The 24343-nt window shown below is 57.5% G+C and carries 21 protein-coding genes and 2 tRNA genes; 9 read left to right on the top strand and 14 right to left on the bottom strand.

Annotated features, from left to right (window positions below; genetic code table 11):
- Nucleotides 1-856: 856 nt before the first annotated feature.
- From GCM43_RS14585 to GCM43_RS14570, 4 genes are all read right to left on the bottom strand, one after another.
- Nucleotides 857-1849, bottom strand: coding sequence for an SEL1-like repeat protein (locus GCM43_RS14585; protein WP_152245486.1), 993 nt, complete (start codon nucleotides 1847-1849; stop codon nucleotides 857-859).
- A gap of 13 nt (nucleotides 1850-1862) precedes the next feature.
- Nucleotides 1863-2090 (bottom strand): hypothetical protein, encoded by a 228-nt coding sequence (locus GCM43_RS14580; RefSeq protein WP_152245484.1) that lies wholly within the window; start codon nucleotides 2088-2090, stop codon nucleotides 1863-1865.
- A gap of 256 nt (nucleotides 2091-2346) precedes the next feature.
- Nucleotides 2347-3630 (bottom strand): McrC family protein, encoded by a 1284-nt coding sequence (locus GCM43_RS14575; protein WP_226929493.1) that lies wholly within the window; start codon nucleotides 3628-3630, stop codon nucleotides 2347-2349.
- Nucleotides 3627-5441, bottom strand: a complete 1815-nt coding sequence (locus GCM43_RS14570) for an McrB family protein (protein WP_152245482.1) — start codon at nucleotides 5439-5441, stop codon at nucleotides 3627-3629. The genes GCM43_RS14575 and GCM43_RS14570 overlap by 4 nt, the downstream gene beginning before the upstream one ends.
- A 209-nt stretch (nucleotides 5442-5650) precedes the next feature.
- On the opposite strand from GCM43_RS14570, the gene GCM43_RS26160 reads away from it, so the two are divergent.
- Nucleotides 5651-5938: a DUF6444 domain-containing protein gene (locus GCM43_RS26160; RefSeq protein WP_226929499.1), complete on the top strand. Its 288-nt coding sequence runs from the start codon at nucleotides 5651-5653 to the stop codon at nucleotides 5936-5938.
- 194 nt (nucleotides 5939-6132) lie between these two features.
- Here GCM43_RS26160 and GCM43_RS14560 read toward each other — a convergent pair.
- Both GCM43_RS14560 and acs read right to left on the bottom strand, forming a co-directional pair.
- Nucleotides 6133-6223, bottom strand: a tRNA-Ser gene (locus tag GCM43_RS14560).
- 254 nt (nucleotides 6224-6477) lie between these two features.
- A complete protein-coding gene (acs, locus tag GCM43_RS14555; protein ID WP_152245478.1) occupies nucleotides 6478-8481 on the bottom strand; it encodes an acetate--CoA ligase in 2004 nt (667 codons plus the stop codon).
- 275 nt (nucleotides 8482-8756) lie between these two features.
- Between acs and GCM43_RS14550 the strand changes: the two genes are divergently transcribed.
- From GCM43_RS14550 to GCM43_RS14535, 4 genes are all read left to right on the top strand, one after another.
- The gene (locus GCM43_RS14550) at nucleotides 8757-9377 is read left to right on the top strand and encodes a YqhA family protein (RefSeq protein ID WP_152245476.1); all 621 of its coding nucleotides are present in this window, start codon (nucleotides 8757-8759) and stop codon (nucleotides 9375-9377) included.
- A gap of 42 nt (nucleotides 9378-9419) precedes the next feature.
- Nucleotides 9420-10961 (top strand): fumarate hydratase, encoded by a 1542-nt coding sequence (locus GCM43_RS14545; RefSeq protein WP_152245474.1) that lies wholly within the window; start codon nucleotides 9420-9422, stop codon nucleotides 10959-10961.
- Nucleotides 10962-11024: 63 nt separating this feature from the next.
- Nucleotides 11025-11873, top strand: a complete 849-nt coding sequence (gene murI, locus GCM43_RS14540) for a glutamate racemase (protein WP_152245472.1) — start codon at nucleotides 11025-11027, stop codon at nucleotides 11871-11873.
- 135 nt (nucleotides 11874-12008) lie between these two features.
- Nucleotides 12009-12084 (top strand) — tRNA-His (locus tag GCM43_RS14535).
- A 104-nt stretch (nucleotides 12085-12188) separates the two neighbouring features.
- Here the strand turns inward: GCM43_RS14535 and GCM43_RS14530 are convergent.
- A complete protein-coding gene (locus GCM43_RS14530; protein ID WP_152245470.1) occupies nucleotides 12189-13022 on the bottom strand; it encodes a glycoside hydrolase family 12 protein in 834 nt (277 codons plus the stop codon).
- 117 nt (nucleotides 13023-13139) lie between these two features.
- Here GCM43_RS14530 and GCM43_RS14525 point away from each other — a divergent pair, with 117 nt between their 5' ends.
- A complete protein-coding gene (locus GCM43_RS14525; RefSeq protein ID WP_152245468.1) occupies nucleotides 13140-14042 on the top strand; it encodes a LysR family transcriptional regulator in 903 nt (300 codons plus the stop codon).
- 9 nt (nucleotides 14043-14051) lie between these two features.
- On the opposite strand, the gene GCM43_RS14520 is transcribed toward GCM43_RS14525, so the two are convergent.
- From GCM43_RS14520 to GCM43_RS14510, 3 genes are all read right to left on the bottom strand, one after another.
- Entirely contained in the window at nucleotides 14052-14981 is a 930-nt protein-coding gene (locus GCM43_RS14520) for an alpha/beta hydrolase (protein ID WP_152245466.1), read from the bottom strand.
- Nucleotides 14982-15232: 251 nt separating this feature from the next.
- Nucleotides 15233-15796 (bottom strand): GNAT family N-acetyltransferase, encoded by a 564-nt coding sequence (locus GCM43_RS14515; RefSeq protein WP_152245464.1) that lies wholly within the window; start codon nucleotides 15794-15796, stop codon nucleotides 15233-15235.
- A gap of 7 nt (nucleotides 15797-15803) precedes the next feature.
- The gene (locus tag GCM43_RS14510; protein ID WP_152245462.1) at nucleotides 15804-16259 is read right to left on the bottom strand and encodes a response regulator; all 456 of its coding nucleotides are present in this window, start codon (nucleotides 16257-16259) and stop codon (nucleotides 15804-15806) included.
- Nucleotides 16260-16452: 193 nt separating this feature from the next.
- Here GCM43_RS14510 and GCM43_RS14505 point away from each other — a divergent pair, with 193 nt between their 5' ends.
- From GCM43_RS14505 to GCM43_RS14495, 3 genes are all read left to right on the top strand, one after another.
- Nucleotides 16453-18558 carry a TonB-dependent receptor family protein gene (locus GCM43_RS14505; RefSeq protein WP_152245460.1) on the top strand — a complete coding sequence of 702 codons (2106 nt, stop codon included), beginning with the start codon at nucleotides 16453-16455 and terminating at the stop codon, nucleotides 18556-18558.
- Between the two features lie 151 nt (nucleotides 18559-18709).
- Nucleotides 18710-19369: an FxDxF family PEP-CTERM protein gene (locus GCM43_RS14500; protein ID WP_152245600.1), complete on the top strand. Its 660-nt coding sequence runs from the start codon at nucleotides 18710-18712 to the stop codon at nucleotides 19367-19369.
- 257 nt (nucleotides 19370-19626) lie between these two features.
- Nucleotides 19627-20082, top strand: a complete 456-nt coding sequence (locus GCM43_RS14495; RefSeq protein ID WP_152245458.1) for a hypothetical protein — start codon at nucleotides 19627-19629, stop codon at nucleotides 20080-20082.
- A 275-nt stretch (nucleotides 20083-20357) separates the two neighbouring features.
- Here GCM43_RS14495 and GCM43_RS14490 read toward each other — a convergent pair whose 3' ends face one another.
- The 4 genes from GCM43_RS14490 to GCM43_RS14475 form a co-directional block, all read right to left on the bottom strand.
- Nucleotides 20358-20768: a hypothetical protein gene (locus GCM43_RS14490; protein ID WP_152245456.1), complete on the bottom strand. Its 411-nt coding sequence runs from the start codon at nucleotides 20766-20768 to the stop codon at nucleotides 20358-20360.
- 141 nt (nucleotides 20769-20909) lie between these two features.
- Entirely contained in the window at nucleotides 20910-21479 is a 570-nt protein-coding gene (locus GCM43_RS14485) for a hypothetical protein (RefSeq protein WP_152245454.1), read from the bottom strand.
- Between the two features lie 187 nt (nucleotides 21480-21666).
- Complete coding sequence (locus tag GCM43_RS14480; protein ID WP_413770959.1) at nucleotides 21667-22002, bottom strand: energy transducer TonB; 336 nt, start codon at nucleotides 22000-22002, stop codon at nucleotides 21667-21669.
- Between the two features lie 91 nt (nucleotides 22003-22093).
- Nucleotides 22094-23875, bottom strand: a complete 1782-nt coding sequence (locus GCM43_RS14475; protein WP_226929492.1) for a methyl-accepting chemotaxis protein — start codon at nucleotides 23873-23875, stop codon at nucleotides 22094-22096.
- Nucleotides 23876-24343: the final 468 nt, after the last annotated feature.

The raw sequence follows: 24343 nt of genomic DNA, 5'->3' as shown, positions 1-24343 counted from the left end.
TTTTATAGCGAATACGTGTGATAAACAGCATTTTGAAAGGTATGTGGGTATTCCGGGCGAACGTAACCGATTTCGGGCATTTTCCGGAATCAGTGGTCACGATACCGAATCGCTGGTCACGATGCCGGAATGGTGTTGTACAGCATAGCAGTTGCGGGGTCCGGCATTTAGACACGGGCTGATGCGTTGGGCGCCATGGAAGCATGCTCAGTCGGAAACTTGATTAACGTGAAACAACCGTAGTGATGGCGAAGGCTGTCCCCTCGCTAGCAATATATTGCAGCGATGCAAGAAAATGGTAGTGTAATTCTCGCCATCTTGCCAAGCGTCACCCCTGACGCCTCTAACTAGACCGGCAGGAATTACATGTTTCATTATATGGGGTGGCGGAAAATCCGCCATGACCGTTAGGCCCACGAGCGCGCGCCACAGGCGCGCGGGACTTCCGCGCAGCGCCAGCAATCAGTCGATTAGAAGAGGGCCGGGCCAGTTGCCCTGATTCTTCGAATCACCCCGCACGTCCCGCAGCGTGCATGCTTCTCTCCGCCTGCAGAGAGAATTTCCTATTAAGGAAGCGTTCCTTGTTCTGACTATATTCATCCAACCACAGCATAATCATGCCCTAATTATGCCCTATCTGGCTGACCGATTTTTTTTCTTGAAAATAAAATTTCAATAATTTCTAATTGTCCCTTCCGCTTTCGCCCCAAAGCGGCCTGTCGTACTAGGCAAAAAAACCGACCAAAAAAAAGAAAGCAGAATTACAGCAGCCATCTCCTGTCAAGCTGAATCTACGCTAGTACAGCCGAACAATCATTTCAGAGAGAACCAACGAACCTGCTTGCCAAATCGGCCTCTATGCAGATAAGCGTATGCTCTCAACAGCTATGACTAATTCATCGTAGTCCTCAAATTTGATGAATCCAACCTGTTCGCAACGAGCGTGGATGGCACCCAGCGGCTGCATCCCAGAAGCAATATCCGCCAAGATACCCCCAACGAAACTACCGACCACCTTGATTTGTTTTTCATACACCTTATCAATACTACTTTTCGGCGGTTGTCTTTTCGGACTTTTCAAAAAGTCTTCCAAAACTGCCAGCGCTTCGGTTTTTTTTCCTTGAAAAAGCATTAGCATGCCTTTGAGATATCTGGCGCTTGACGAGTGGGTTGCCGCAAACTCATCTAACATATTTTCAAGTAAATTAACTTTTTTGATCTTAAACATAGTAATCAAGTTGTCAATGTTAAAAATACTCATGTAGGCGATATCGAACCCTCCATCGGCGGAAACTATCAAACAGCGTAAAGCTTCGTTGTGATTACCTTTGGATTTAAGATGTACTGCCATTTCGTAGCACGCCCCGACATGCCCCTGGTTGTGAGCCATCGATAACCAGAGTAGACAATTGTCATCCTTTTTGGCCCTAAGCCGAGCACCAATCCAGAACATTGCACCAACGTGCCCGTTGCTCGCTGCTCTCAGGATTTCGTACCGCTCTGGCCCAGAGAGCTTGTGCTTTGCCAATAGAAGAGGAACGCATGTGCCATTTATTTCTTGTTTGATCACGCCGATGAGCATGTCCCAATCAAGCCTAAAATCGCGCTGTGAGCAGACATTTAGATACTTTTTGGCTGATGAATAGGAACTGTCAGGCTGAGCGTCATATTCTTCCTTTTTTTTAGCCTTGTAATCGCCTGCTTTCTGCCCGTTAGGTAGCCGAATGTCTTCTGTAGCTATCTCCATGAGTGCCTCTGAGAGATCGCTATGAAGATGCTGAAGCCAACCTCCTATGCGGAGGTGATAAGTGGCGTCGTTATACGAAACAGATGTCGTTTGCTTATTCATGGTCATCCCTTGCTTAGCTATGTGCTCGATCACAGTAAGCTTGCGCCGCGAAAACGGCCTCGCTCAAGGGCATGCCTGGGTGGCGCTCCATGTAATCGAGTGCAATGTTGAGAACTAGTCGCTCGGCGCCAAGCGAACCGGAGGCCAACATCTTCTGCTCGCTATCAATACGTGCAAGCGCACGGCCTTTAAGCTTGCGAAGCTCAGGGGTAGTGAGGGGGGATGGGACGAGATTTTTCATTTTCAGGCTCCTAGGTGAGATTCAGGAGGCTGATCGCGTGGCCATACGGATCCGCCTCCCACTATTTTTTATAAGTGAGAAAAGAGAATCCGTAATTTGCGTATGCCGACCACGAATGATGTCGTGATACGATAATAGCTAATATTCACTGGAAGGTCAACTAAGACGCTAAGCCCGTGCACTGTGACGAAGGCGAATACCTCATCCGCCGATACCTAACAAGAGCATCGCGCGATGCGCCACGCACGCTCCCCGATCAGGCGGCATCCACCAAAAAGGGCAAGGCACGATATTGGCCAATCAAGAGATCTTTGTCGAGGTCAAACGGAATTACCCACATCGTCAGCTTGCCTGAAAAATGGAATGGTTCCAAGGCCGCCGGGAAGACGTCGCTGCATGGATAAATCAAAATAAGCGTACCCTCCCCCTCCAGATACTTATGCCCATAAGCGAAAAGTTGGTAAAAGTCGGACTGGCTTAATCCATAATTAAGTTTTGATTCTGGGCCATTGCCTGCAAGCCTTTTCCATTTGGCGTCCAGTACGACCGGCGGATGGTTGGCCGATTGGATCAGGATATCGGGTTTGAGCTGGAAAAATTCTTTCTCAAGATGGGTGCATAAATGCTTGCTGCCCACGCCAGTGCTGATGCGCCTGCCCGCCGGCATCATGCGGGCCAAGCACTTAGCGACATAGCGCTCAAACAGCTTCTCCATCGGAAACAACATGCTGATCCCATGCCACGCGCCTTGTTGCGTCAGCGGCATTTGCTGACCCAAGACCAGTTCGCACCAGCGCTTGATGTCGCGATAATGCGCCATCGAACGATCGTCAGCCCAATTGCCAAAATCCAAGCCAGGGTTGCGGGATGCAGGGATATCGACCAGCGCGCCGGAAAGCTCGCGCGCCAAGCGCCAGTTGCCAGCATCTTGCGCAGCCTTAGCAACGCTGTCCAAGGCTTTCTTGATGAGCCGGTTCTCTGCACGATCAGGCAGAAAGACATCATGCCGGATACGGAAAAAATGCTGCTTGCCGACCGGTTGCCGCATCTGTTGCGCCACATCCAGTTGCCCCCGCAAATAGCGCTGCTCTTCCTCGACACGGTTATAGTCGAAGCGTATACCGCGCACCAACAAATGTTCCAGTGACAACAGGAACTGGCGCATGACCCATTCCGTCAGCGGTTGGTCGAACAGTTCGATATCGGCAGGTCCGACGTCGCGCACTGGCAGGTCGTGAACCACCCCGAGCATTTTGCACAACAATTTGCGCGAGCGGGCCGCGTCGTCAGCGCTGTACATATGCTTGGGTAAAATTTCCAAGCGCGTGCCGCAAGGCGTTTCGATGACTCCAACGAAGTTATCGAGACACAACCATTGCTGATCTTGAATTTGCAACAGAACAACACCATTTTTACGAAATTGCGCATTCATGCTGCACAGCCACTTGAAAGCAGTCTGGGTCAGCTGCGCAAGATCCAGGCTCGGCATGACCTCAGCCGTTGTCAGCCTGGCATATTCGCGAACGACTACGTCAATCACGCTTTGCTCGCCGGCAATATGCCGATGAAACTTTGCTCCAACACAAATGCGCCCCGGTTCAAACGCCAGCGCTTGTTTTTCAAGGCTTCGGCCCCTTTACCGAACAATACCTCCACGCTTTCATCCGCTTGCGTTGGTTCGACAATAAACCGGTGAGCCGGGTCGGGCTTGTTTTGATCGTTCAGAACCCAGCTGATACGCTCCCAATCCTCAAAAAAATATTCCTGCAAAAGCGGAATGATCTGATGGTCGAAGATGTACGCCAGATCCGCGAGATCCGATTGCTCGTTCAAACCGAGGAAATAGGCATGGCCGATGCAATGTTCACGGTCCAGCAGCACTTCGATGCGCTGATTTATGGCACGCAGCAGCTCCCCGATGTTCAGTGTACCGATATTTAGATTACTCAAACGGTCGGGATTTGGTGCCATTTCAGTGAATGCGAAACGGCGGCGCAAAGCGATATCAAGGCCGACCAGCGACCGGTCGGCCGTATTCATCGTGCCAATGATGTAGACATTTGATGGAATATTGAAACGCTCTTTCGAATACGGCAAGACGACTGACAGCTCTTCGGCATTGCCGGCACGCTTACCTAGCTCGATCAGCGTAATCAGTTCGCCAAGAATACGGGAAACATTTCCGCGGTTGATTTCGTCGATAATAATGACGAAATTACGCCGCTCCTGCGCCACCGATTGGGCTTGCTGGTAAGTCGGCAAGCCGCACTGCTCTTTCAAGTATTTCAGCATGCCTTCGACGTAAGAAGGGTTGTACATGCCTTTTTTATCATGCCCCTGGTAAAGCTTGCGCACCAATTCAATATTGGCCACGTAGTAGGCATCGTGCACCGTCGACTCTTTCGGGAACACGCGGAAGGTCTTGCTCCCTTCGTATTCGACTTCGAATTTTTTCCCTGTTCGGGTTGATAGAACGGGACGAGCTTCAGGGTCGCTGCAAAGCTCAGCAAGTACCGCTATCGCTTTATCGAACGGGTCTTCCGCCGCTGTCGTTCCCAGCTTGGCGCGCTCGCAAAGTTGTTTGAAAATACCGGGCTCGACAGCATACTGCAACTGCCCTTGCTCTGACCTCGCGCGCAGTCCCTCTACAAAATCTTCGTAACTGAAACTTTGGTGGAAGGTGCAAAAAACGATTTGCCCGCTTTGCAAATATTGCTGAAATGCTGTTTGTAGATTCTGGCGCGACTGCGGATCGTGCTCGTTGTAATTCTGCACACTTTCCGGTGCGACGATCTCCATCGCAGCGGTGACGGTATTGAAGGTTTTCCCGGTGCCAGGCGGACCGTATAAGATTTGATTCAGGGGAATTATCCGCTCATCATAAACTGATGGCGGCAAGCCCGTTCCATCTGGCTCCGTCTTATTAATTTCAGAAATTCCATATTTTGCAGGGACATTCCCATCACCGCTCATCGCCTCCGGCCACTCCGAAAGATGCAATTTTAGTTTTCCCAACCACGCGTTCAATGCGACATCTCCTGCACTGGTCGACATATCGATCGTGGCAGCGATCCCTGCACCGTCCCGGTAATCGCTATTGAGTGAAAGTCTCGCCTTCGAGCCTGCTATTTTTTGAAAATACAGCAATGGCCGACCTTTTATTTTGCCAGGTTTTTTTACTCCGACCCTAATGTCGATATATTTGCTATCAACACCGCCAGTCGTCCATATATCGGCATCGACAAAATTACGCCTGATGCAAGTCAATGCTTTCAAAACCCAATTTCGCTCATCATTTTTAAGTCGTTTGAGAAAAATTTGTGCATCCTGGTTTAAATCTTCTGGCGACATATCGACCCATGATTAGTTGACGCGCGAATGGACAAAGATACCATCAAGCGCAAATGGATAAAGAATACCATTTTCAATACTAACATGGTGTGATTTTTCAGATGCCCTCAACATGCTATATCTACAATAAAAAACTTTCCAATCGAAGAATTTTTGTAACTGTTCAGCCTGAACGCTTTTTCATAAAACAGTTGTAAACCTTTTCAAAGCTGGCTCATCATGCTGGTTATGGCAAAAAACGCGCCCCTCCCGACTTCTCCGCCCTCACACGCGGCGAGCTTGAGGGCGTCGTGTTGCCCCTTTGGGAACGGCTGGAGGTGCTGGAATCGAAGGTCACCAAGAACAGCAGTAACTCGAGCCAGCCGCCGCCTTCCGATCGCTTACGCAAGACCATCCGCTGTGTGCCGGGAGCAGTTCCGTTTGCCGGGGTCAGTGTGCCAATTAGACACGGACTGATGCGTTGGACGTCGTGGAAGCATGCTCAGCCAAAAACCTGATCAGGACCACGAAGCGCGCCCTCGGCGCGCGAAGCTGCCGCGTAGCGGCAGCAGATGGGCGATTCGGGCGGCACGCGCCTGCAGGCGCGAGGCCTTCGAATCCCCCGCGCACGCCCCGCAGGGGGCGTGCTTCTCTCCGCCGAGCACAAAAAACAAAAGGCCACCCGAAGGTGGCCTTTTGTTTTTTGTATCTGTGGCGGAGAGAGGGGGATTCGAACCCCCGATAGGCTATGAACCTATACACGCTTTCCAGGCGTGCGACTTCAACCACTCATCCACCTCTCCTGCAGGCAATGCGGCAATTTCTTGCATTGCGTACTGTTTTCGCTTGTCGCGAAGCCGCAGATTATAGCAGGGAAACGCTGGGGTGCCAAAGATATTTACTTTGGAGTAAAGGTCTTCGAACCAACACCTCATCTGCCGCCGGGATAGGCGGCGGCAGAGAATATTGCCAATGCTGGCAATGTTGTCGGATTACGCGGGCGAAGCCCGCCTGCGCGGCCCGGCTAATCCGACCTACCCTGGCGTCGGCTGCGGACTTACGATGACTCTTTCAGCTGCTCCAGGATGGCCGGGTTTTCCAGTGTCGAGACGTCCTGGGTGATGGTTTCGCCCTTGGCCAGCACGCGCAGCAGGCGGCGCATGATTTTGCCGGAGCGGGTTTTGGGCAGGTTGTCGCCGAAGCGGATTTCTTTTGGCTTGGCGATCGGGCCGATTTCCTTGCCGACCCAGTTGCGCAGTTCCAGCGCCAGCTTCTTGGCTTCTTCGCCTGATGGGCGCGCCTGTTTCAGCACGACGAAGGCGCAAATCGATTCGCCCGTGGTGTCGTCCGGGCGGCCGACGACGGCTGCTTCGGCGACCAGCGGGTTGGCCACCAGCGCGGACTCGATTTCCATCGTGCCCATGCGGTGGCCGGAGACGTTGAGCACGTCGTCGATGCGGCCGGTGATGGTGAAGTAGCCGGTGTCCTTGTTGCGGATGGCGCCGTCACCGGCCAGGTACATCTTGCCGCCCAGCTCTTCCGGGAAGTAGCTGGACTTGAAGCGGTCCGGGTTGTTCCAGATGGTGCGGATCATCGATGGCCATGGGCGCTTGACGACCAGAATGCCGCCCTGGCCGTTCGGCACGTCCTGGCCGGCCTCGTCAACGATGGCGGCCATAATGCCCGGCAGCGGCAGCGTGCATGAGCCTGGCACCATCGGCGTGGCGCCTGGCAGCGGGGTGATCATGTGGCCGCCGGTTTCGGTCTGCCAGAAGGTGTCGACGATCGGGCATTTTTCGCCGCCGATGTTTTTGTAGTACCACATCCACGCTTCCGGATTGATCGGCTCGCCCACCGTGCCCAGCAGGCGCAGGCTGGTCAGGTCGTAGTTCTTCGGATGGACTTTCGGGTCGACGTCGGCGGCCTTGATCAGCGAACGGATCGCTGTCGGCGCGGTATAGAAGATGCTGACGTTGTGCTTCTTGATGGTTTCCCAGAAGCGGCCGGCGTTCGGGAACGTCGGAATGCCTTCGAATACCACTTGCGTGGCACCCACGGCCATCGGGCCATAGGCGATATAGCTGTGGCCGGTAACCCAGCCGATGTCAGCGGTGCACCAGAACACATCGGCAGGCTTGATGTCGAAGCTCCACTTCATGGTCAGCGCGGCCCACAGCAGGTAGCCGCCGCTCGAGTGCTGCACGCCTTTCGGGGTGCCGGTCGAGCCGGATGTGTAGAGGATGAACAATGGATGCTCGGCATCGACCCATTCCGGCTCGCACTGCGCACTCTGGGATTCGACCAGTTCGTGCAGCCAGGTGTCGCGGCCGGCCACGAAATTGATGTCGCTGCCGGTGCGTTTGTAGACGATCACGTTTTTGACGGAGTCGCAGCCGCCCAGCGCCAGCGCTTCGTCGACGATCGATTTCAACGGCAGCTTCTTGCCGCCACGCAGCTGTTCATCGCCGGTAATGACGGCCACGGCGCCAGCGTCGATAATGCGTTCCTGCAAGGACTTGGCCGAGAAGCCGCCGAACACCACCGAGTGGGTGGCGCCGATACGCGCGCAGGCCTGCATGGCAGCCACGCCTTCGACCGACATCGACATATAGATGATCACGCGGTCGCCCTTGGCAATGCCCTTGGCTTTCAAGCCGTTGGCGAACTTGCATACCTTCTCGTGCAGTTCCTTGTAGCTGGCTTTGGTGACGGTGCCGTCGTCGGCTTCGAAGATGATGGCGGTCTTGTCGCCGTGGCCGTTTTCGATATTGCGGTCCAGGCAGTTGTACGACACGTTCAGCTGGCCGTCTTCAAACCATTTGTAGAACGGCGCATTGTCTTCGTTGAGGGTGCGGGTAAACGGTTTTTTCCAGCTCAGGTTTTCGCGCGCCAGCTTGGCCCAGAAGCCTTCATAGTCTTGCTCGGCCTCTGCCACCATGGCCTTGTAGGCGTCCATGCCCGAAATGGTGGCCTGTGCGGCAAACGCTGCCGACGGCTCGAAAATACGCGACTCTTCAGGTCCTTGCTGCTGCGTGCCCTGCCCTTGGTTCTCTGTAGCCATGCTAGTCTCCAGTGTAGTAATTGTTTCCTCGTACCATATGCCCAGCGTCTTACGGACGCCTTACAGGCTGGTCTTTTACTCTCCTCATTCTAACCATAATTGCCAACCTTGACGGGCGTCAAGCCGACAGCCTGGCTGCCGCCTGTTCATATGGGGTTCTCTGGTGTTTCATCAAGATAAACTTCTGTCGGTCAGGCAAGCGCAGTGACGAACAGCAAGTGTAAAATGTCGGGCATGCCGAAAAATGGTATTAATCCCACGACACCTCCAACATCATGACCGACCACTCACACAAGCCTAAAAACCCCAAGCTGCATCCGCTGTCTGCCTTCATCTTCATGTCGCGCTGGCTGCAGCTGCCGCTGTACCTGGGGCTGATCCTTGCGCAATGCGTCTATGTATTTCATTTCTGGGTAGAACTGTCGGACCTGATCGGCGCCGTGTTCGGCAACGACGCCGCACTGCAGCACGTGATCAGCGCCGTGACCGTGCCTGGCGTGGCGCCACCGGTCAAGCTCAATGAAGCGACCATCATGCTGGTGGTGCTGGGCCTGATCGACGTGGTGATGATCTCGAACCTGCTGATCATGGTCATTATTGGCGGCTACGAAACGTTCGTCTCGCGCATGCACCTGGATGACCATCCGGATCAGCCGGAATGGCTGTCGCACGTCAATGCGTCTGTGCTCAAAACCAAGCTGGCGATGGCCATTATCGGCATCTCCTCGATTCACCTGCTCAAAACGTTTATCAACGCCAACGCTTACGCGAAGGAACCGAACGTGGTGATCGCACAGACGGTCATTCACATGGTCTTCATCCTGTCGGCCATGGCGATTGCCTATACCGACCGCATCATGACCGTGACGCAGAACCAGGCGCGTCAACCGCACTAAGCACTAACCAGTTTCATCCTTCTTATATCTCGCGAGAACACCATGACTGTCATAAAGCAAGAAGACCTGATCGAATCCGTTGCCGCAGCGTTGCAGTACATTAGCTACTACCACCCTGCCGATTACATCGAACACCTGGCCCGCGCCTATGAGTCCGAGCAAAGCCCGGCGGCGAAAGATGCGATCGCGCAAATCCTGACCAACTCGCGCATGTGCGCGGAAGGCAAGCGTCCGATCTGCCAGGACACCGGTATCGTCAACGTCTTCCTGAAAATCGGCATGGGCGTGCGCTTTGAAGGCTTTACCGGCACCGTCACCGACGCCGTCAACGAAGGCGTGCGCCGCGCCTACAACTTCGACGACAACAAGCTGCGCGCCTCGATCGTGGCCGACCCGCATTTCGACCGCAAGAATACCAAGGACAACACGCCAGCCGTGGTGCACATGGAACTGGTTGAAGGCAACACGGTCGACGTCAAGGTCGCAGCCAAGGGCGGCGGCTCGGAGAACAAGTCGAAGATGATCATGATGAATCCGTCCGATTCGCTGGTGGACTGGGTCATGAAAACGGTGCCGACCATGGGCGCAGGCTGGTGCCCGCCTGGCATGCTGGGCATCGGCATCGGCGGCACGGCCGAGAAAGCCATGCTGATGGCCAAGGAAGTGTTGATGGAAGACATCGACATGTACGAACTCAAGCAACGCGGCCCGCAGAACAAGCTGGAAGAACTGCGTATCGAGCTGTGCGACAAAATCAACTCGCTGGGCATCGGCGCGCAAGGCCTGGGCGGCCTGACGACCGTGCTGGACGTGAAAATCATGATGCACCCGACCCACGCCGCCTCCAAGCCGGTGGCCATGATCCCGAACTGCGCCGCCACCCGCCACGGCCACTTCGTGCTCGACGGCTCGGGCCCTGCCTACATGACGCCGCCACCGCTGTCGACCTGGCCTGACGTATCGTGGGCGCCGGACACCGAAAAGTCGAAGCGCGTTGATTTGAACACACTGACCAAAGAAGAAGTCGCTTCGTGGACCCCGGGCCAGACCCTGCTGCTGAACGGCAAAATGCTGACCGGCCGCGACGCTGCCCACAAGCGCATCCAGGACATGCTGGCAAAGGGCGAAGAGCTGCCAGTGGACTTCAAGAACCGCGTGATCTATTACGTCGGCCCGGTCGATCCGGTACGCGACGAAGTCGTCGGCCCAGCCGGCCCGACCACCGCCACGCGCATGGACAAGTTCACCGACATGATGCTGGAAAAAACCGGCCTGATCGCCATGATCGGCAAGGCCGAGCGCGGCCCGGTTGCCATCGAGTCGATCCAGAAACACCAGTCGGCCTACCTGATGGCTGTCGGCGGTTCGGCCTACCTGGTGTCGAAAGCCATCAAGGGCGCGAAAGTGCTGGGCTTTGCCGACATGGGCATGGAAGCGATCTACGAGTTCGACGTAGTCGACATGCCAGTGACGGTGGCGGTCGACGCCAAGGGCACCTCGGTACACAACACCGGCCCGAAAGAATGGCAGGCAAAAATCGAGCAGCTCAATAGCGTGAGCAAGATTCCTGTCACGGTGGCCTAAGCCGTAAAACCCTCCACGCCGCGCGGCAATCTCAGCGCGGCGTTTTTTATTTTATCGGCCTATATGACTTCAACCCCAAGTGACGGCGCAGCCATCAAGCTGCCGGTCGGCATCTTCGACTCCGGCGTCGGCGGCCTGTCCGTGCTGCGCCATATCCGCGACCAGCTGCCGCTGGAAGACCTGATCTACGTGGCCGACTCGGCCTACGCGCCGTATGGCGACAAGACCGAGCAGCAGGTAATCGACCGTTCGCTGGCAATTGCCGCCTTTCTGCTTGCGCAGGGCAGCAAGGCGCTGGTGGTGGCCTGCAACACCGCCACCATCGCCGCCATCAAGGCGCTGCGCGCGCGCTACCCGGAGCTGCCCATCGTCGGTGTCGAGCCTGGCCTCAAACCAGCGGCAACGGCCAGCCGCAACGGCACCATCGGCGTGCTGGCAACCGAGCGCACCCTGCGCGGCGAAAAGCTGCTGGCCCTGCGCGAACAGGTCAGCGCGGCCACCGGCGCCACGTTCATCTTGCAGCCGTGCATCGGCCTGGCCGACCGCATCGAGCAATGCGCCCTGGGCAGCGACGCCGACGACGCCACCAGCGCCATGCTCGAACGCTATATTGCCCCTGTACTGGCGCAAGGCGCCGACACACTGGTGCTCGGCTGTACCCACTACCCTTTCGTGCAGCAAGCGATCGAGCGCATCGTGCGCAGCCATACCCAGCAGCCGATTATCCTGATCGACACCGGCGAAGCCGTCGCCCGCCAGCTGGCCCGCCTGCTCGACGCCGCCGGCCTGCGCCGCGCCGATATCACTGCACCGCACATGCAGGGCTACACCACCGCTACCGTCGCATCACTGCAGCAAGCATTCGACGGACTGCTCGGCTGGCACCCGCCCGTGGCCCACCTGTCGGTGTAGATCAAGATGCCATTCATGCAATCTATCGAAAAGTAAAAAAAGATCGCATTTATATTTGCAAGTTCGCTGGGTTTCTTTGTATAATTCGGCACCTGTTCAGCAAAACAGCTAAACAAGGTAGTTAGTAAGACAGTGGTGGCTGTAGCTCAGTTGGTAGAGTCCAGGATTGTGATTCCTGTTGTCGTGGGTTCGAGCCCCATCAGCCACCCCACAGAATGAGTAGGAAAATCAAAGGGTTACATGCTTCGGCTTGTAACCCTTTTTTTGTATTTTCTAACGGTTTTTCTTATTTTCCAACGCGGCTTCAGTCGTGATTCAATCGACCTTGACGCGATACCTGTCCAGTACCACCCTACCGGCGCCGGTTTTGATTTCCGTGCCGGCCTCGACCATCATGACGTAATTGGCAGGGCCGAAAATGTCGGGGCGGCGCGTAGCGGCCTCGGCAAAAAAATCCTTCAGGTTGTGGTGGAACGAGCGGCTGTCGACGCGCTTGCGGAACTGCGTCACGTGCCAGCTGTGGCCATGCGATGTTTGCGTGGCTTGCCATACGTACCAGGTCTCGGGTCCGATGAGGAATGGCCGGCTGTCCCTGGCGCCCCAGCCATGCGTCCGGGCATCCTGAGACGATTCGGTGATGATCATGATTTCGCCGCGGATCTCCGTCTGTTTCATGCTCGCGCTGGCGTTGAAGAAGATGTCGAGCGTGTGGTTGTATTTGCCGTCGATACTATCGGCCGTGAAATCCCATGCGACGTTAATGTTGCGCTGATTGTCACCCAGGAGATAAGGCAGACCCGATTCACCAGGCACATTGTGCTGGTTGCTGGCGCCGTAACGCACGCTGGCATAAGCCTTCACGCTGTCGCTGCTGCCGCCGACGCCTGACCAAGTGTAGCCGGCGCCATCCATGCTCGACGGCGCATGCGTAAAGAGACCGACCGCCCACGCGCTGCCGGCGTCACGGATACCCCAGAGATTGGTCGCCAGGTCGTACTGGCCGGCGTAGAGGTGCTGGTCGGCCGGATGCGCAGGGTCGGCTAGCGCGGTATCTGCATGCGCGCCAGCAGGCAGCAAAACCGCGGCGATGGCGCACAGGGCGGGCAGCAAGCGCGGGTGTCGTGTCGGTTGCAATGGTTTGCTGCGCATGCATGCACCTGTATGGAAAGTGGTTTTCTCCAGTATCGCATTTCACTGCCAACCATGGCCGATGCAAGGTCTGACCCACCTGCTACAATTGCCTCGACGCACTAGCACGGGGGCTCTTTGGCACTTGGCAATATCAACGACATCGCCACCTTTGTCGCCGTGAGCAAAGCTGGTGGTTACACTGCTGCGACGGCGCAGACCGGGCTGACCCGCTCTGCCATAGGCAAGAGCATTGTTCGACTGGAAGAAAGGCTGCATGTGCGGCTGTTCAACCGAACCCCACGCAGCTTCAGCCTGACCGACGACGGCCGCGCTTTTTACGCGCGCTGCCTGCTCATACTCGAAGAACTGGAAGAAGCGGAGTCCATGATGGCGACGCGCAGCGAGGCCCACACGGGCTTGCTGCGCATCAGCCTGCCGCTGGTGCTTGGGCAACTGTATGTCATGCCCATCGTCGAGCGCTTTTTGCAGCAATGGCCGGAACTGCGCACCGAAGTGGCGTTCAGCGACCGTCTGGTGGATCTGATCGACGAAGGCTTCGATGTCGCCTTGCGCATAGGTGAACCGAAATACGACTCCAGTTTGATTTCAAAGACTATCGCCAGTGAGGCGATGCTCACCTGTGCAGCGCCAGCTTATCTGGCAGCGGCGGGACCGATAGCCACCCCGGACGACTTGCACGCCCATCAGTGCCTGTTCTTTGCCAGTGCGGGCCGGTCGCTGCCGTGGGCATTTCAGCGCGATGAGCAGAAAATCAGTTTCAGCAAGGCGGCCCGCTTGCAGGCCGACAGTGCCGACGTGCTGTGCCGCGCCGCCGTCAACGGCATGGGCATTGTTCACCTGCCCGCCTATCTGATGCGCGAAGCTATCGCTACAGGACAACTACACGTGCTGCTGCCGGACTATCAGACGGCCCGGCATCCGATCCGCATTGTCTATCCGGTACGCAAGCACTTGTCGCCCAAGGTGCGCCTGTTCATCGACTTTCTGGCCGGGGCATGGCAACGCGCACCGCTCTAGCATCGCGATTCAGGTCGCAGTGCCGTCCAGCGCACTGGCAATAAATGCGACACTGCTACGCAAGGCTGCAACAGCTTGCGACTGCTTATTTCCCATGAAGTGCCAGGCGTGAAACATGCCTGGCCACGACTCCAGCGTCACGCGTACGCCGCTTTCTGCCAGGTGCGTGGCCAGGCGCAAGGCGTCGCTGAGCATGACTTCGGATTCGCCGATCTGGATCATGATCGGCGGCAATCCGGTCACATCGGCAAACACCGGCGACGCCAGGGGCTCATCGGGCGCGGCGCCGCCAAGGAAAAACCCGGCCATAATGTCCAGACCCGCCTTCGAGACCGTCGGGTCGATGCCGTCGCGGGTGCGCATTGAGGTGCCGGTGTGCTGCAGGTTGACCCACGGCGAAATGGCGACGCCAGCCGCTGGCAGCGGCAGATGCTGCGCGCGCGCCGCTACCATCGTTGTCACGACGAGCGCGCCGCCTGCCGATTCGCCGATCAGCACAATTTTTTGTGCAGCAATACCGGATTCAAGCAGGCCGCTGTAAAACGCCAGGCTATCGTCCAGGGCGGCAGGAAAGGGATGCTCGGGTGCCAGTCTGTAGGCCGGTAGATAGACCCGTGCGCCCAACGCCTGCGCATAGTTGCCGCCGATTCCGAGATAGCCGCTCGGGTCGCCGACGAGATAAGCGCCGCCATGGATGTACACCGCTACTGCATCGGTGAGCAACTGCTCAGGGGTGATGAGCGTTCCAGAAACGCCGCCGATTGTGACCGGCTCGAACGTCAAGCCGGGAGGTGGCATATTTTGCGCCAGCACGTCATTGTAGGCAGCACGCATATTGGCCATGGCGGTGGCGTCCGCCCGGCCAAGCAGGGCGGCGCCGACATCGTTAGAAATGGCATTCCATTGCTGGATAAATTGTTGGGTATCGCGGGATAACATGTTGCAGTCCTTTCATGGAAATGGTGACTGCATGTATCGTAGCCATTTCAACAGGGAATGTGCTTCCCTATAAAGTGGCCGCCCAAGCGTGGTGTAACGCTATGGCACATCCATGTTCTGCCCGCGTGAATATCTACAATAGTGCTTGCGGGGCCCGGGCGCCGCGCCGATTCCAGCCAGGCGATGAAATGGCGCAGGCAGGCGGGTTTGTCTGCGTCCATGAGCCGGCCGAAGATTCCTGACGATGCGATTCAAGCCGCGATGCAGCCCGTATTGATCAGCGATGTCAGCACATGGTCGGCCCAGCGGCCATTGATATTGAGATACTGCCGCGCCAGCCCTTCGCACTCAAAGCCCAGGCTGTGCAGTAATTTTTCGCTGTTGATATTGGCCGGCTGATAGTTGGCCATGATGCGGTGCAGTTGCTGCACTTCAAACATATGCGCAATGGCCAGCTTGAGCGCCTCGCGCATCAGCCCCTTGCCTTGCCAGATGTGTCCGAGAGAAAAGCCAAGATGGCAGGCCTGGAACGGGCCGCGGATGATATTGGTGAAGCTGCACTGGCCCACGATGTCGGCGCTATCGTGCAGGCGCAGCAGGAAATGCAGGGCGGCGCCGGCGGCATGCTGCTGCTCGATCTGCAGCAGATGCTGGCCGACCGCCTCTGCGGTGTAATACGACGCGCTGCGCTGCGGCTCCCACTGGGCCAGATGTTCCCGGTTCAGTTCGCGGTAATGCAACACGGCATCGCCATCTTCGCGACTGGCCAGCACCAACGCGAGGCGCTCGCTGAGCAGGACGCCAGGAAGGTTCACGCTGAACTCAGCCCGCCATCACCGACGCCAACGTGGCGGCAATATCTTCCAGCCGCGCCGGCTTGACCAGGAAGTGGCGAAAGCCCACGGCCAGCGCATCGTCCATATACATCGGCAGGCTGTGGCCGGTGACGGCGATCAGCACGGCGTTGGCGGTGTCGGGGTTGTTGTGCAGGCGGCGGCCGATTTCAATGCCGCTGATGCCGGGCATTTCAATGTCCAGATAAACGGCGTCGGGCACGCACAGCTTGACCTGTTCGACGGCCATCTGCCAGTTGCGCACCACCACGGTGTTGTGGCCAAACGCTTCGAGCAACATGGCCAGCGATTCGCCGACCTCGGGGTTGTCGTCGACCACCAGCAAATTGAGCTTGCGGGCAGGTTCAGGCGCGGCCCCGTCGTTCTGGCGACGCTCGCCTGGCGCTGGTTCGGACTCCATGGTGTTCTCGATAGTTTGGCTCATTTTTACGCTGTGGTCAGGTACGGCAAAAACGGCAGTATACAAGAAGCGCAAAAGTTGCCGCGCACGGCCCGGTACGGCTGTTTGTGCTGCCAGCGCAACACCGGCAGTTCTGCCAAGCAATTATGGCTGCCATACAATTGACGCCACCATTGAGAATAATTATCATTCTTATCCCCTTGCTTAGAGAACTCTTATGTCTGCCTCTTCTTTCGTCCTGCGCCCTTGCGTACTGGCTGTCGCCCTTGCCTGTGCCGGCATGCCTCTTTCCTCGCTGGCGCAAGACGCCGTGGCCAACAGCGCCGAGAATGCCGGTCCGGTCCTGGAATCGATCCAGGTCAGCAGCAATCTGCTCGGCACCAGCATGGCGGCCAGCACAAAGAACTTTGCCGGCGCACGCACGGTAGTGCAAAAAAGCGATATCGAAAACTCGGGCGCGGCCAGTGTCAGCGATGTAATGCGCCGCATTCCCGGCGTGCAGATCAGCGACAACTCGGGCAGCGCCGGCAGCGCGGTGTCGCTCAATATCGGCGTGCGCGGCCTGGCCGGCCGCTATTCGCCGCGCAGCACGGTGCTGCTCGACGGCATCCCGATGTCGGTCGCGCCTTACGGCCAGCCGCAGCTGTCGTTCGCGCCGGTCAGCCTGGCCAATATCGAAACGGTGGACGTGGTGCGCGGCGGCGGGGCGGTGCGCTTCGGGCCGCAGAACGTGGGCGGCATTATCAACTTCAAGACGCGCCGCATTCCGACCGAAGCGGGTGTGACGGGCGACGCTACCGTGCGCTACAACAGCTACACCGAGACCGGCCACAACACCCAGGCCAGCGTGTTTGTCGGCACCCAACTCGACAGCGGCCTGGGCCTGGCGGTGCTGTATTCAGGCATGCGCGGCAGCGACTGGCGCGTGGGCAGCGATGAAAAGGTCAACGACTTTGCGCTCAAGTTCCGCTATGACTTGAGCCCAACGGCCGAGGTGTACGGCAAGCTGTCGTACTACGATGTGCTGTCGCGCACGCCGGGCGGGCTGACGCAGGCGCAGTACAAGGCTGATCCGTTCCAGAACACGCGCCCGACAGACTACTGGGATGGCGAGCGCAAGGGCTTTGACGTTGGCTACCTCAATGCGCTGTCGAGCACCCAGGAAGTGGAAGTGCGCGCTTATTACAACGACAGTTCGCGTTCGAGCACGCTGATCAATGCCGCGCGCACCGGCCTGGGCAAGCAGCCGCGCAATTATGAAACCACCGCCATCGAACCGCGCTATACGCAGCGCTTTGCAACAGGCAAGGTCACGCATGATGTGACGGTCGGCTACCGCTACCTGCGCGAGCGCGCCGATGAAACCATCTATAACGTGGTGCTGGCCACCGGCGTGCAGCAGGCTCCCACGCGTTTTGCCGACAACGCCACCGATGCGCAGGCCGTGTATATCGACAACAAGATCGCCATCGACGCCTGGCGGATTACGCCGGGTGTGCGCTACGAGCATATCAAGACCGAGCGCTTCAATCACCTGCCGGCCGACCAGAAGATCGAGCTGCTCAACAACAAGGCGCTGCCGTCATTGAATGTCGCGTATCTGCTCAATGGCAATATGACGCTGTTTGCCAACTACAACAGTTCGTTTGGCGCAGTACAGAACACCCAGCTCAATTCGCAGTCCGACAAGAACCCGCTGCAGCCGGAACTGGCCAAAACGGGCGAGCTGGGCGGTCGCTGGAAGAGCGGCCAGCTGTCGGCCGAAGCGACGCTGTTCAATATCAAGTTCAACAACCAGATCCAGTCGGTCGGCAGCGGCGAAAGCGCGGTGTTCTTCAACCGTGGCGCCACCCACCATCGCGGCCTGGAAACAGCGCTCGACTACCGCTTCGACCAGGCCGGCCCGCTGGCTGGCCTGAACGCCTACGCGACCTATACTTACACCAAGGCCACGCTGAAGGATGGCGTCAATGCCGGCAACGACGTGCCCTATTACTCGCGCAATACCGATACAGTGGGCGCCCACTATCAGTTGGGCACCTGGGGCTTCGACCTGTCGACCAGCCACCAGAGCGGCCAGTATGCGGACGACGCCAATACGGCGGTGGAAAACCTCAATGGCAGCCTGGGCCGCATTCCCGGCTACCGCACCTGGAACACCCAGCTGAAGTGGAAAGTGCCGGGGCAAAAGGGGCTGGAACTGGTCGCCGGCGCCAACAACCTGTTGGATCACCGCTACTTTACGCGGACCTCGGACGGCAATCTGGGCAAGCTGGTCGGCGCGCCGCGCATGGTCTATCTGCAAGGCCGCCTGGCGTTCTGAACATGGCAGGAGGATGTTGCAAGGAATGCACAATTCTTTCTAATATGAAAATATATTTTGTAGATATTGTATCGCCGGGAGAATTTTGGTGATATTCTGTCGATGTGTTTTAAGAAATGAAATTTATATTTAACCAATTATTGGATCAACGATGAAAAAGCTTGCCACCCTCTTCCGAATCGCCGCACTGGCCACCCTGGCTAGCGCTGGTGCCGCCAACGCTGCGACTGAACTGGTCGTGAACGGCAGCTTTGAAGCCAACACCATTTCCGGTGCGGTCCAGCAATTGAGCAGCGTGACGGGCTGGACCTCGTCGGTCAACGGCGGCAACGCTTTCGAGATTCAAAAAGGCGCAACCCAAGGCGGCCAGAGCGGCTTTAACCCGGTCGCGGCCAACGGCATCCAGTACCTGGAACTGAACACCGACCGCTTTACCTCGGTTTCGCAATCCCTTTCCACCACGGCTGGCGGCACCTATATCCTGTCGTTCGCCTACTCGGGTCGCCCGGATACGGCCGGCGGTGCCAACAGCCTGATGAATGTGTACTGGGGTAATACCCTGCTGACGGCCTCGCCACTGGTCGGCAACACCACCGGTATCTGGCAGACCTATAGCGGCAGCGTGACGGCGCTCGGCACCTCGACCGCGCTGCGCTTTGAGTCGGTCGGCCCGGCTTCGTCGCCAAGCTTTGGCTCGTATCTGGACAACGTGTCGGTGGTCTCGGCCGTGCCGGAACCAGGCACCTACGCCATGCTGCTGATGGGCCTGGGCCTGGTGGGCTTCATGGCGCGCCGCAAGCGTTCCGCATAAACCACAAGCACTCAGCCACAGCCGCCCTTGCAATTGCCGGGCGGCTTTTTTCATGGCTGTCAGAGAAGGTAAAACCTTCACAATGTTGCCCGACAGAATTAAATTAAGTCTACAATAGCAGCATATCTTATCAAGCAATGCCCAGCATCGCTCCGCCAAAGCCGTTACCCCCCGCTTTGATCAACGCACGCATTTTTTGAACAGGATGGTGAGCAGTCCACGCCAGACCGGCGGCCAACTGAGCTCGCCACAACGCCATGTCTGAAGAGAAAACAATTACTGAAACCAGTTCCTACGGCAAGGACACGCCGGTCGGACGTCCCGATATCGATGGCCGCGCCGGCGTCTTCGTGCCGACCGCCGAATTTGATATCGACAATAACAGCACCACCATCCGCCGCGGCGCCGGCATTGTCGGCTACGGCAACCTCGATGGCACGCTGACCGTGTATTTCGAATCGAACCGTTTCGACGAGAGCGGACTGCACAAATGGGAAAACAAGGCGCGCAAGGCGTATGACCGCCTGGTCATGACGGCGCCCACGGTATCGAAGGCCAAGCTGGACGCGCGCCTGCTCGAACAGGTCGGCATTATCGATGGCATGGGTATCAACCTCAAGCATCCCGAACGCCTGACCCACTGGCTGGAAATTTCGAACGTGCCGGACACGGCGCCTGAAGAACCGATCGTGCGCTGGAAAAACCGCTCATAAGCGATTTCACGGCATGTCGTCCTACAGGGCGATGGTCATTCTTCCGATTCCTGTAGGCATTACTCTGGCCTACCATAGAGGCATACGGTCAGCAGTGAAGCAAGCGCTGACCATCCCCTACACAGCCCACAGGAGTACGACATGTCCCGCTTCATCCCGATCAGCTTTGGCGCCTTGCAAATAGGCTTGGCCGGCGCGGCGATGTACTTGCTGTGCTCGGCAGACGTGTTACACCAGGCGTCGATCTACTTCCATTAAGCTTAGCCGGCCTGACCTCAGCGCCGGCCGTGATACCGGCCATAGCCACCCCAGCCGCCGCGCGGACCACGATAGCCGGAGCGGCCGAAGCCGAACATGAAGTCCAGGCCGATCGACACGGGCGGATTGTAATAGTACGGCTGTGGCGCATAGACGGGTGCCGGCACATACACCGGTTGCTGCACGTAGACCGGCTGCTGCTGGACATACACCGGCTGCGGCTGTGCATACACCGGCTCGCTGGTATATTCCACGCGCGGCGAACCGACCACGCGCGACGTCTGCACCGGCTCCGACGACACGGTATGCCATTCATAGGGATTGAACGCGGCTTGCGGCGCACGCGTACCGTAATAGGCCGGGCCCGGTGGCGCGACTGCGCATCCACCGAGAGCGGCCATCGAGATTACTGCCAACAAGGTTTTCATCGCACACTCCTTCTATAATTTAGCACTATAAGAAATTAAGCGATGCTTTGCTGCGGTTTTACCCAATGTTACACGCCGAAGCATAGTGCAACATGAAGTGTCGCGTGCCAGCCACAAGCCTGCTGCCGGCCGCCACGATCATCAAATAAACGGGATCTCGCAAACGTCGATGGCCTTGCCAATGGCGTCGTGGCGCTGCGCACACAACTGGTAGCGCACGCCGTGCTCCAGCTCCACCTGTTCAACCTTGCCGTACTGCAGGCCAACAGTGCGCCGGATATCCTGATGGCCAGCCAGTGCCGGTACATCTTTCGGTATGGCCATGGCAGTTTGCACTTCACCCTGGCGCGCCGCCTGGCGCCGCGCCACATCGATATCGAGCGCAAAGGTCACATTGACGCCGCCTTCGGCATACACAAAGCTGGGCACGCTGCGCTGCGCGCGCATCACGCCAAACGCGCATTGTCCTTTGCTGTCGCACTGTTTCAGTTGCGCCAGAGGAAAATTTTCATTCGCCAGCCGGCCATCCTTCAGCGGCCAGCTGGTACGCACGCCGTCGCGCTTGCCATCGACTGGATTGACCCAGCTCAGGCTGTTGACCAGCGACACCGTCTGGCCGGCGGGCAAACCGGATGACCCGCCGACACTGGCGCAGGCCGACAATATCAGGCTGGCGACGGCCAGTGCGGCAACTTTTTGAATGGAATACATAGCAGGCCTTTCGATCCGATGCATGACGATGACGATGAAAGTTGCCAGAGTACCAGATGCCGGCCTGCGCACAGCGCTCTGGCGCACATTCGTGCCACACAGTCGACTGCAACAAAGCAAAACGGGCGACACCATCGCTGGCGCCGCCCGTCATGCTATCAACGCGCACCGCTAGTGCGCGCCGGTATCAGTCCAGCTTCCAGGCGTAATCGACCTTGGTCCAGGTCTGCGCTGCACTGCCGTCCTTGGTGCCCGGCTTGAATTTGCAGGCGCTCAGGCCCTTGACGGCGGCCTTGTCCAGGTTCTTGAAGCCGCTGCTTTTTTCAATTTTCGAATCAGCAACGCTGCCGTCGGCATTGACCAGGAACGACATCGTGACCGTGCCCTGCTCTTCGTTCATCAGCGAGGCTTTCGGATAATCGACCTTGCAGCCTTTCGGATCAAACGTCGCCGGCACTTCGGCCGCCATCACGGCAGACGACAAGGACATCAGCAAGGCGGCTGCAACACCGGTAACTGGCATATTTTTAAACATGTGCTTCCCCATAATAATCAGACAGCGTCATCGCTAGTTCAGTTTTTAAAACGTTAAAAGGTCAATCAATCAGCTGCGCTTAAAACTCTTCCCACTCGTCATTGCTGGTGGCAGCAGCGGCGGCCCGCTTGGGCGCCGGTGTTGTCTTTGGCGCGGCAGCCGTCGCCGGCTCGGTCGCTACGCTCTTGCGCGTCAGCGACTTGATCGGACGCAAGGCCGTTGCCGGCTTGCGTGGCGCGACCGGCGCTGCAACCGCTACCGGGGCCGGCGCTGCAGCAGCCGCTACGCGCTGCTCACCCTCGACCAGCGTGAAGACGCTGACCACATTGGACAGCTCGGCAGCCTGGTCCTGCAGGCTCTGCGCGGCGGCAGCGGCCTGCTCGACCAGCGCGGCATTTTGCTGCGTCATGCCGTCCATTTCGATAATCGACAGGTTGACCTGCTCGATGCCGGCGCTCTGCTCGGCGCTGGCACTGGCGATTTCGCTCATGATGTCGGTAACGCGGCGCACGCTGTCAACCACCTCACCCATCGTGACGCCGGCCTGGCCGACCAGGCGCGTGCCGCGCTCGGTCTTCTCTGCCGAATCGTCGATCAGGATCTTGATTTCCTTGGCCGCGCCAGCCGAACGCTGAGCCAGGCTGCGCACTTCGGACGCTACCACCGCAAAGCCACGGCCCTGCTCGCCTGCACGCGCCGCTTCCACCGCCGCGTTCAGCGCCAGGATATTGGTCTGGAAGGCGATGCCGTCGATCACGCCGATAATGTCGACAATCTTCTTGGCCGATTCGTTGATCGAGCTCATGGTATCGACCACTTGCGACACCACCGAGCCGCCTTTCAGGGCCACGTCCGAAGCGGTAGCGGCCAGTTTGTTGGCTTCACGCGCATTGTCGGCGTTCTGCTTCACGGTCGACGTCAGCTCTTCCATGGCCGAGGCGGTTTTTTCCAGCGCACTGGCCTGCATTTCGGTGCGCGAAGACAGATCGATATTGCCGTCGGCAATTTCACGCGAGGCCATGCCAATGGTTTCGGTCCCCACGCGCACCTGGCTGACAATACCGACCAGGCTGTTGCGCATTTCTTTCATTTCGGCCAGCAGGCTGCCGTTATCGCCGGTCTGGGTCTGGATGCCGATCGACAGGTCGCCCTTGGCGATGCTGCCGACAATGGTCGACGCATAGTCAGGCTCGCCACCGAGCTGCTTGAGCAGGCCGCGCGTAATCACCAGCGCCGCCACCACGCCCAGCGCCACGGCCAGCGCGCCCAGCACGATCATGAACACGCGCGCGCTGTCAAAAGCGGTGCGCGCGTCGGTCTGCATCTGCGCGTTGAGATTGTCTTCCAGCGTGGCCAGCTGCTCGAGCGCTTCCATCCATTTTTTCTGGACCGGACGGATTTCCTTGATCAGCACGCGGGTGGCCGCTTCGGCATCGTTGGCCAGCCACAAGGCCGAGGCTTTGGCAATCGCCGGCATGGCGGCAGCTTCCTGCTCCTTGATCGTGGCCAGCAGCGTTTTCTCTTCGGCGGTCGACTCGATGGCGAACTTTTCCTCCAGTTTCTTTTGCGCTTCCTGGTAGACCGCAGTTTGCGCCTTGATGCGCGCCATGTCGGGTTCCATGTCGGCAGGATCGGTCATCAGCGTGAGCACGCGCAGCGAATTGATGCGGTCGCTGACGTTGGTGCGCATGTCGATCACCAGCCGGGTTACCACGTTGTTGACGTCGATGACGTGATCGAGACGATTCTGGATTTGCGCCATGCGCACGATACCCAGCAACGTCACCGCTGCCAGCAGCACCAGCACCAGGGCGAAGCCCAGACCGAGACGGGTACCAACCTTCATTTTTGTTAAATTCATTTCGGCTCTTCGTAAAATGAAACTATTGATAAGAATTCACCCGACACAACAACGCGAAGGCCGCGTCGCGCCGGACTCCGCCTGCGCATCCGGTCTCCGTGGATGTCAGCGATATCCAGCTGCGCGCAGCCCGGGATACATCCTGCTATAAGCAAACACCAGGCCTGGTGACTGCGCATGCAAATTTCGTCTTACCATATGCATTTTTTGCATCTTAATTACCAATAAGAAACTAAAAATTCACATGATAAATATTTGTCTATAATCAATTATAGGTGTAAATTTTGCCTCAGAGCAAGCAATAACTGGTCGATTGATAGGCGCATTAATTTTCTTCGGGAAAATGGCAACATGACCGACTGATACGTAAATAAAACGCCCCAAAGCTGTGCATGCATGCGCCGAAACGGCGCATTTACAACACATGCCATAGTCTTATGGCATTGTTTTTTTAGATAGAAAAGAAGG

This window comes from Janthinobacterium aquaticum (assembly GCF_009208565.1).
Taxonomy (GTDB): Bacteria; Pseudomonadota; Gammaproteobacteria; order Burkholderiales; family Burkholderiaceae_D; genus Janthinobacterium.
This window is presented reverse-complemented; position numbering and strand designations above follow the sequence as displayed.

Excerpts from the sequence above, each read along its gene's own strand:
- GCM43_RS14585 (WP_152245486.1), bottom strand. The coding sequence starts at position 1,849 with ATGAATAAGCAAACGACATCTGTTTCGTATAACGACGCCACTTATCAC.
- GCM43_RS14580 (WP_152245484.1), bottom strand. The coding sequence starts at position 2,090 with ATGAAAAATCTCGTCCCATCCCCCCTCACTACCCCTGAGCTTCGCAAG.
- GCM43_RS14570 (WP_152245482.1), bottom strand. The coding sequence starts at position 5,441 with ATGTCGCCAGAAGATTTAAACCAGGATGCACAAATTTTTCTCAAACGA.
- acs (WP_152245478.1), bottom strand. The coding sequence starts at position 8,481 with ATGGCTACAGAGAACCAAGGGCAGGGCACGCAGCAGCAAGGACCTGAA.
- GCM43_RS14550 (WP_152245476.1), top strand. The coding sequence starts at position 8,757 with ATGACCGACCACTCACACAAGCCTAAAAACCCCAAGCTGCATCCGCTG.
- GCM43_RS14545 (WP_152245474.1), top strand. The coding sequence starts at position 9,420 with ATGACTGTCATAAAGCAAGAAGACCTGATCGAATCCGTTGCCGCAGCG.
- murI (WP_152245472.1), top strand. The coding sequence starts at position 11,025 with ATGACTTCAACCCCAAGTGACGGCGCAGCCATCAAGCTGCCGGTCGGC.
- GCM43_RS14530 (WP_152245470.1), bottom strand. The coding sequence starts at position 13,022 with ATGCGCAGCAAACCATTGCAACCGACACGACACCCGCGCTTGCTGCCC.
- GCM43_RS14520 (WP_152245466.1), bottom strand. The coding sequence starts at position 14,981 with ATGTTATCCCGCGATACCCAACAATTTATCCAGCAATGGAATGCCATT.
- GCM43_RS14510 (WP_152245462.1), bottom strand. The coding sequence starts at position 16,259 with ATGAGCCAAACTATCGAGAACACCATGGAGTCCGAACCAGCGCCAGGC.
- GCM43_RS14505 (WP_152245460.1), top strand. The coding sequence starts at position 16,453 with ATGTCTGCCTCTTCTTTCGTCCTGCGCCCTTGCGTACTGGCTGTCGCC.
- GCM43_RS14500 (WP_152245600.1), top strand. The coding sequence starts at position 18,710 with ATGAAAAAGCTTGCCACCCTCTTCCGAATCGCCGCACTGGCCACCCTG.
- GCM43_RS14495 (WP_152245458.1), top strand. The coding sequence starts at position 19,627 with ATGTCTGAAGAGAAAACAATTACTGAAACCAGTTCCTACGGCAAGGAC.
- GCM43_RS14490 (WP_152245456.1), bottom strand. The coding sequence starts at position 20,768 with ATGAAAACCTTGTTGGCAGTAATCTCGATGGCCGCTCTCGGTGGATGC.
- GCM43_RS14485 (WP_152245454.1), bottom strand. The coding sequence starts at position 21,479 with ATGTATTCCATTCAAAAAGTTGCCGCACTGGCCGTCGCCAGCCTGATA.
- GCM43_RS14480 (WP_413770959.1), bottom strand. The coding sequence starts at position 22,002 with ATGCCAGTTACCGGTGTTGCAGCCGCCTTGCTGATGTCCTTGTCGTCT.
- GCM43_RS14475 (WP_226929492.1), bottom strand. The coding sequence starts at position 23,875 with ATGAATTTAACAAAAATGAAGGTTGGTACCCGTCTCGGTCTGGGCTTC.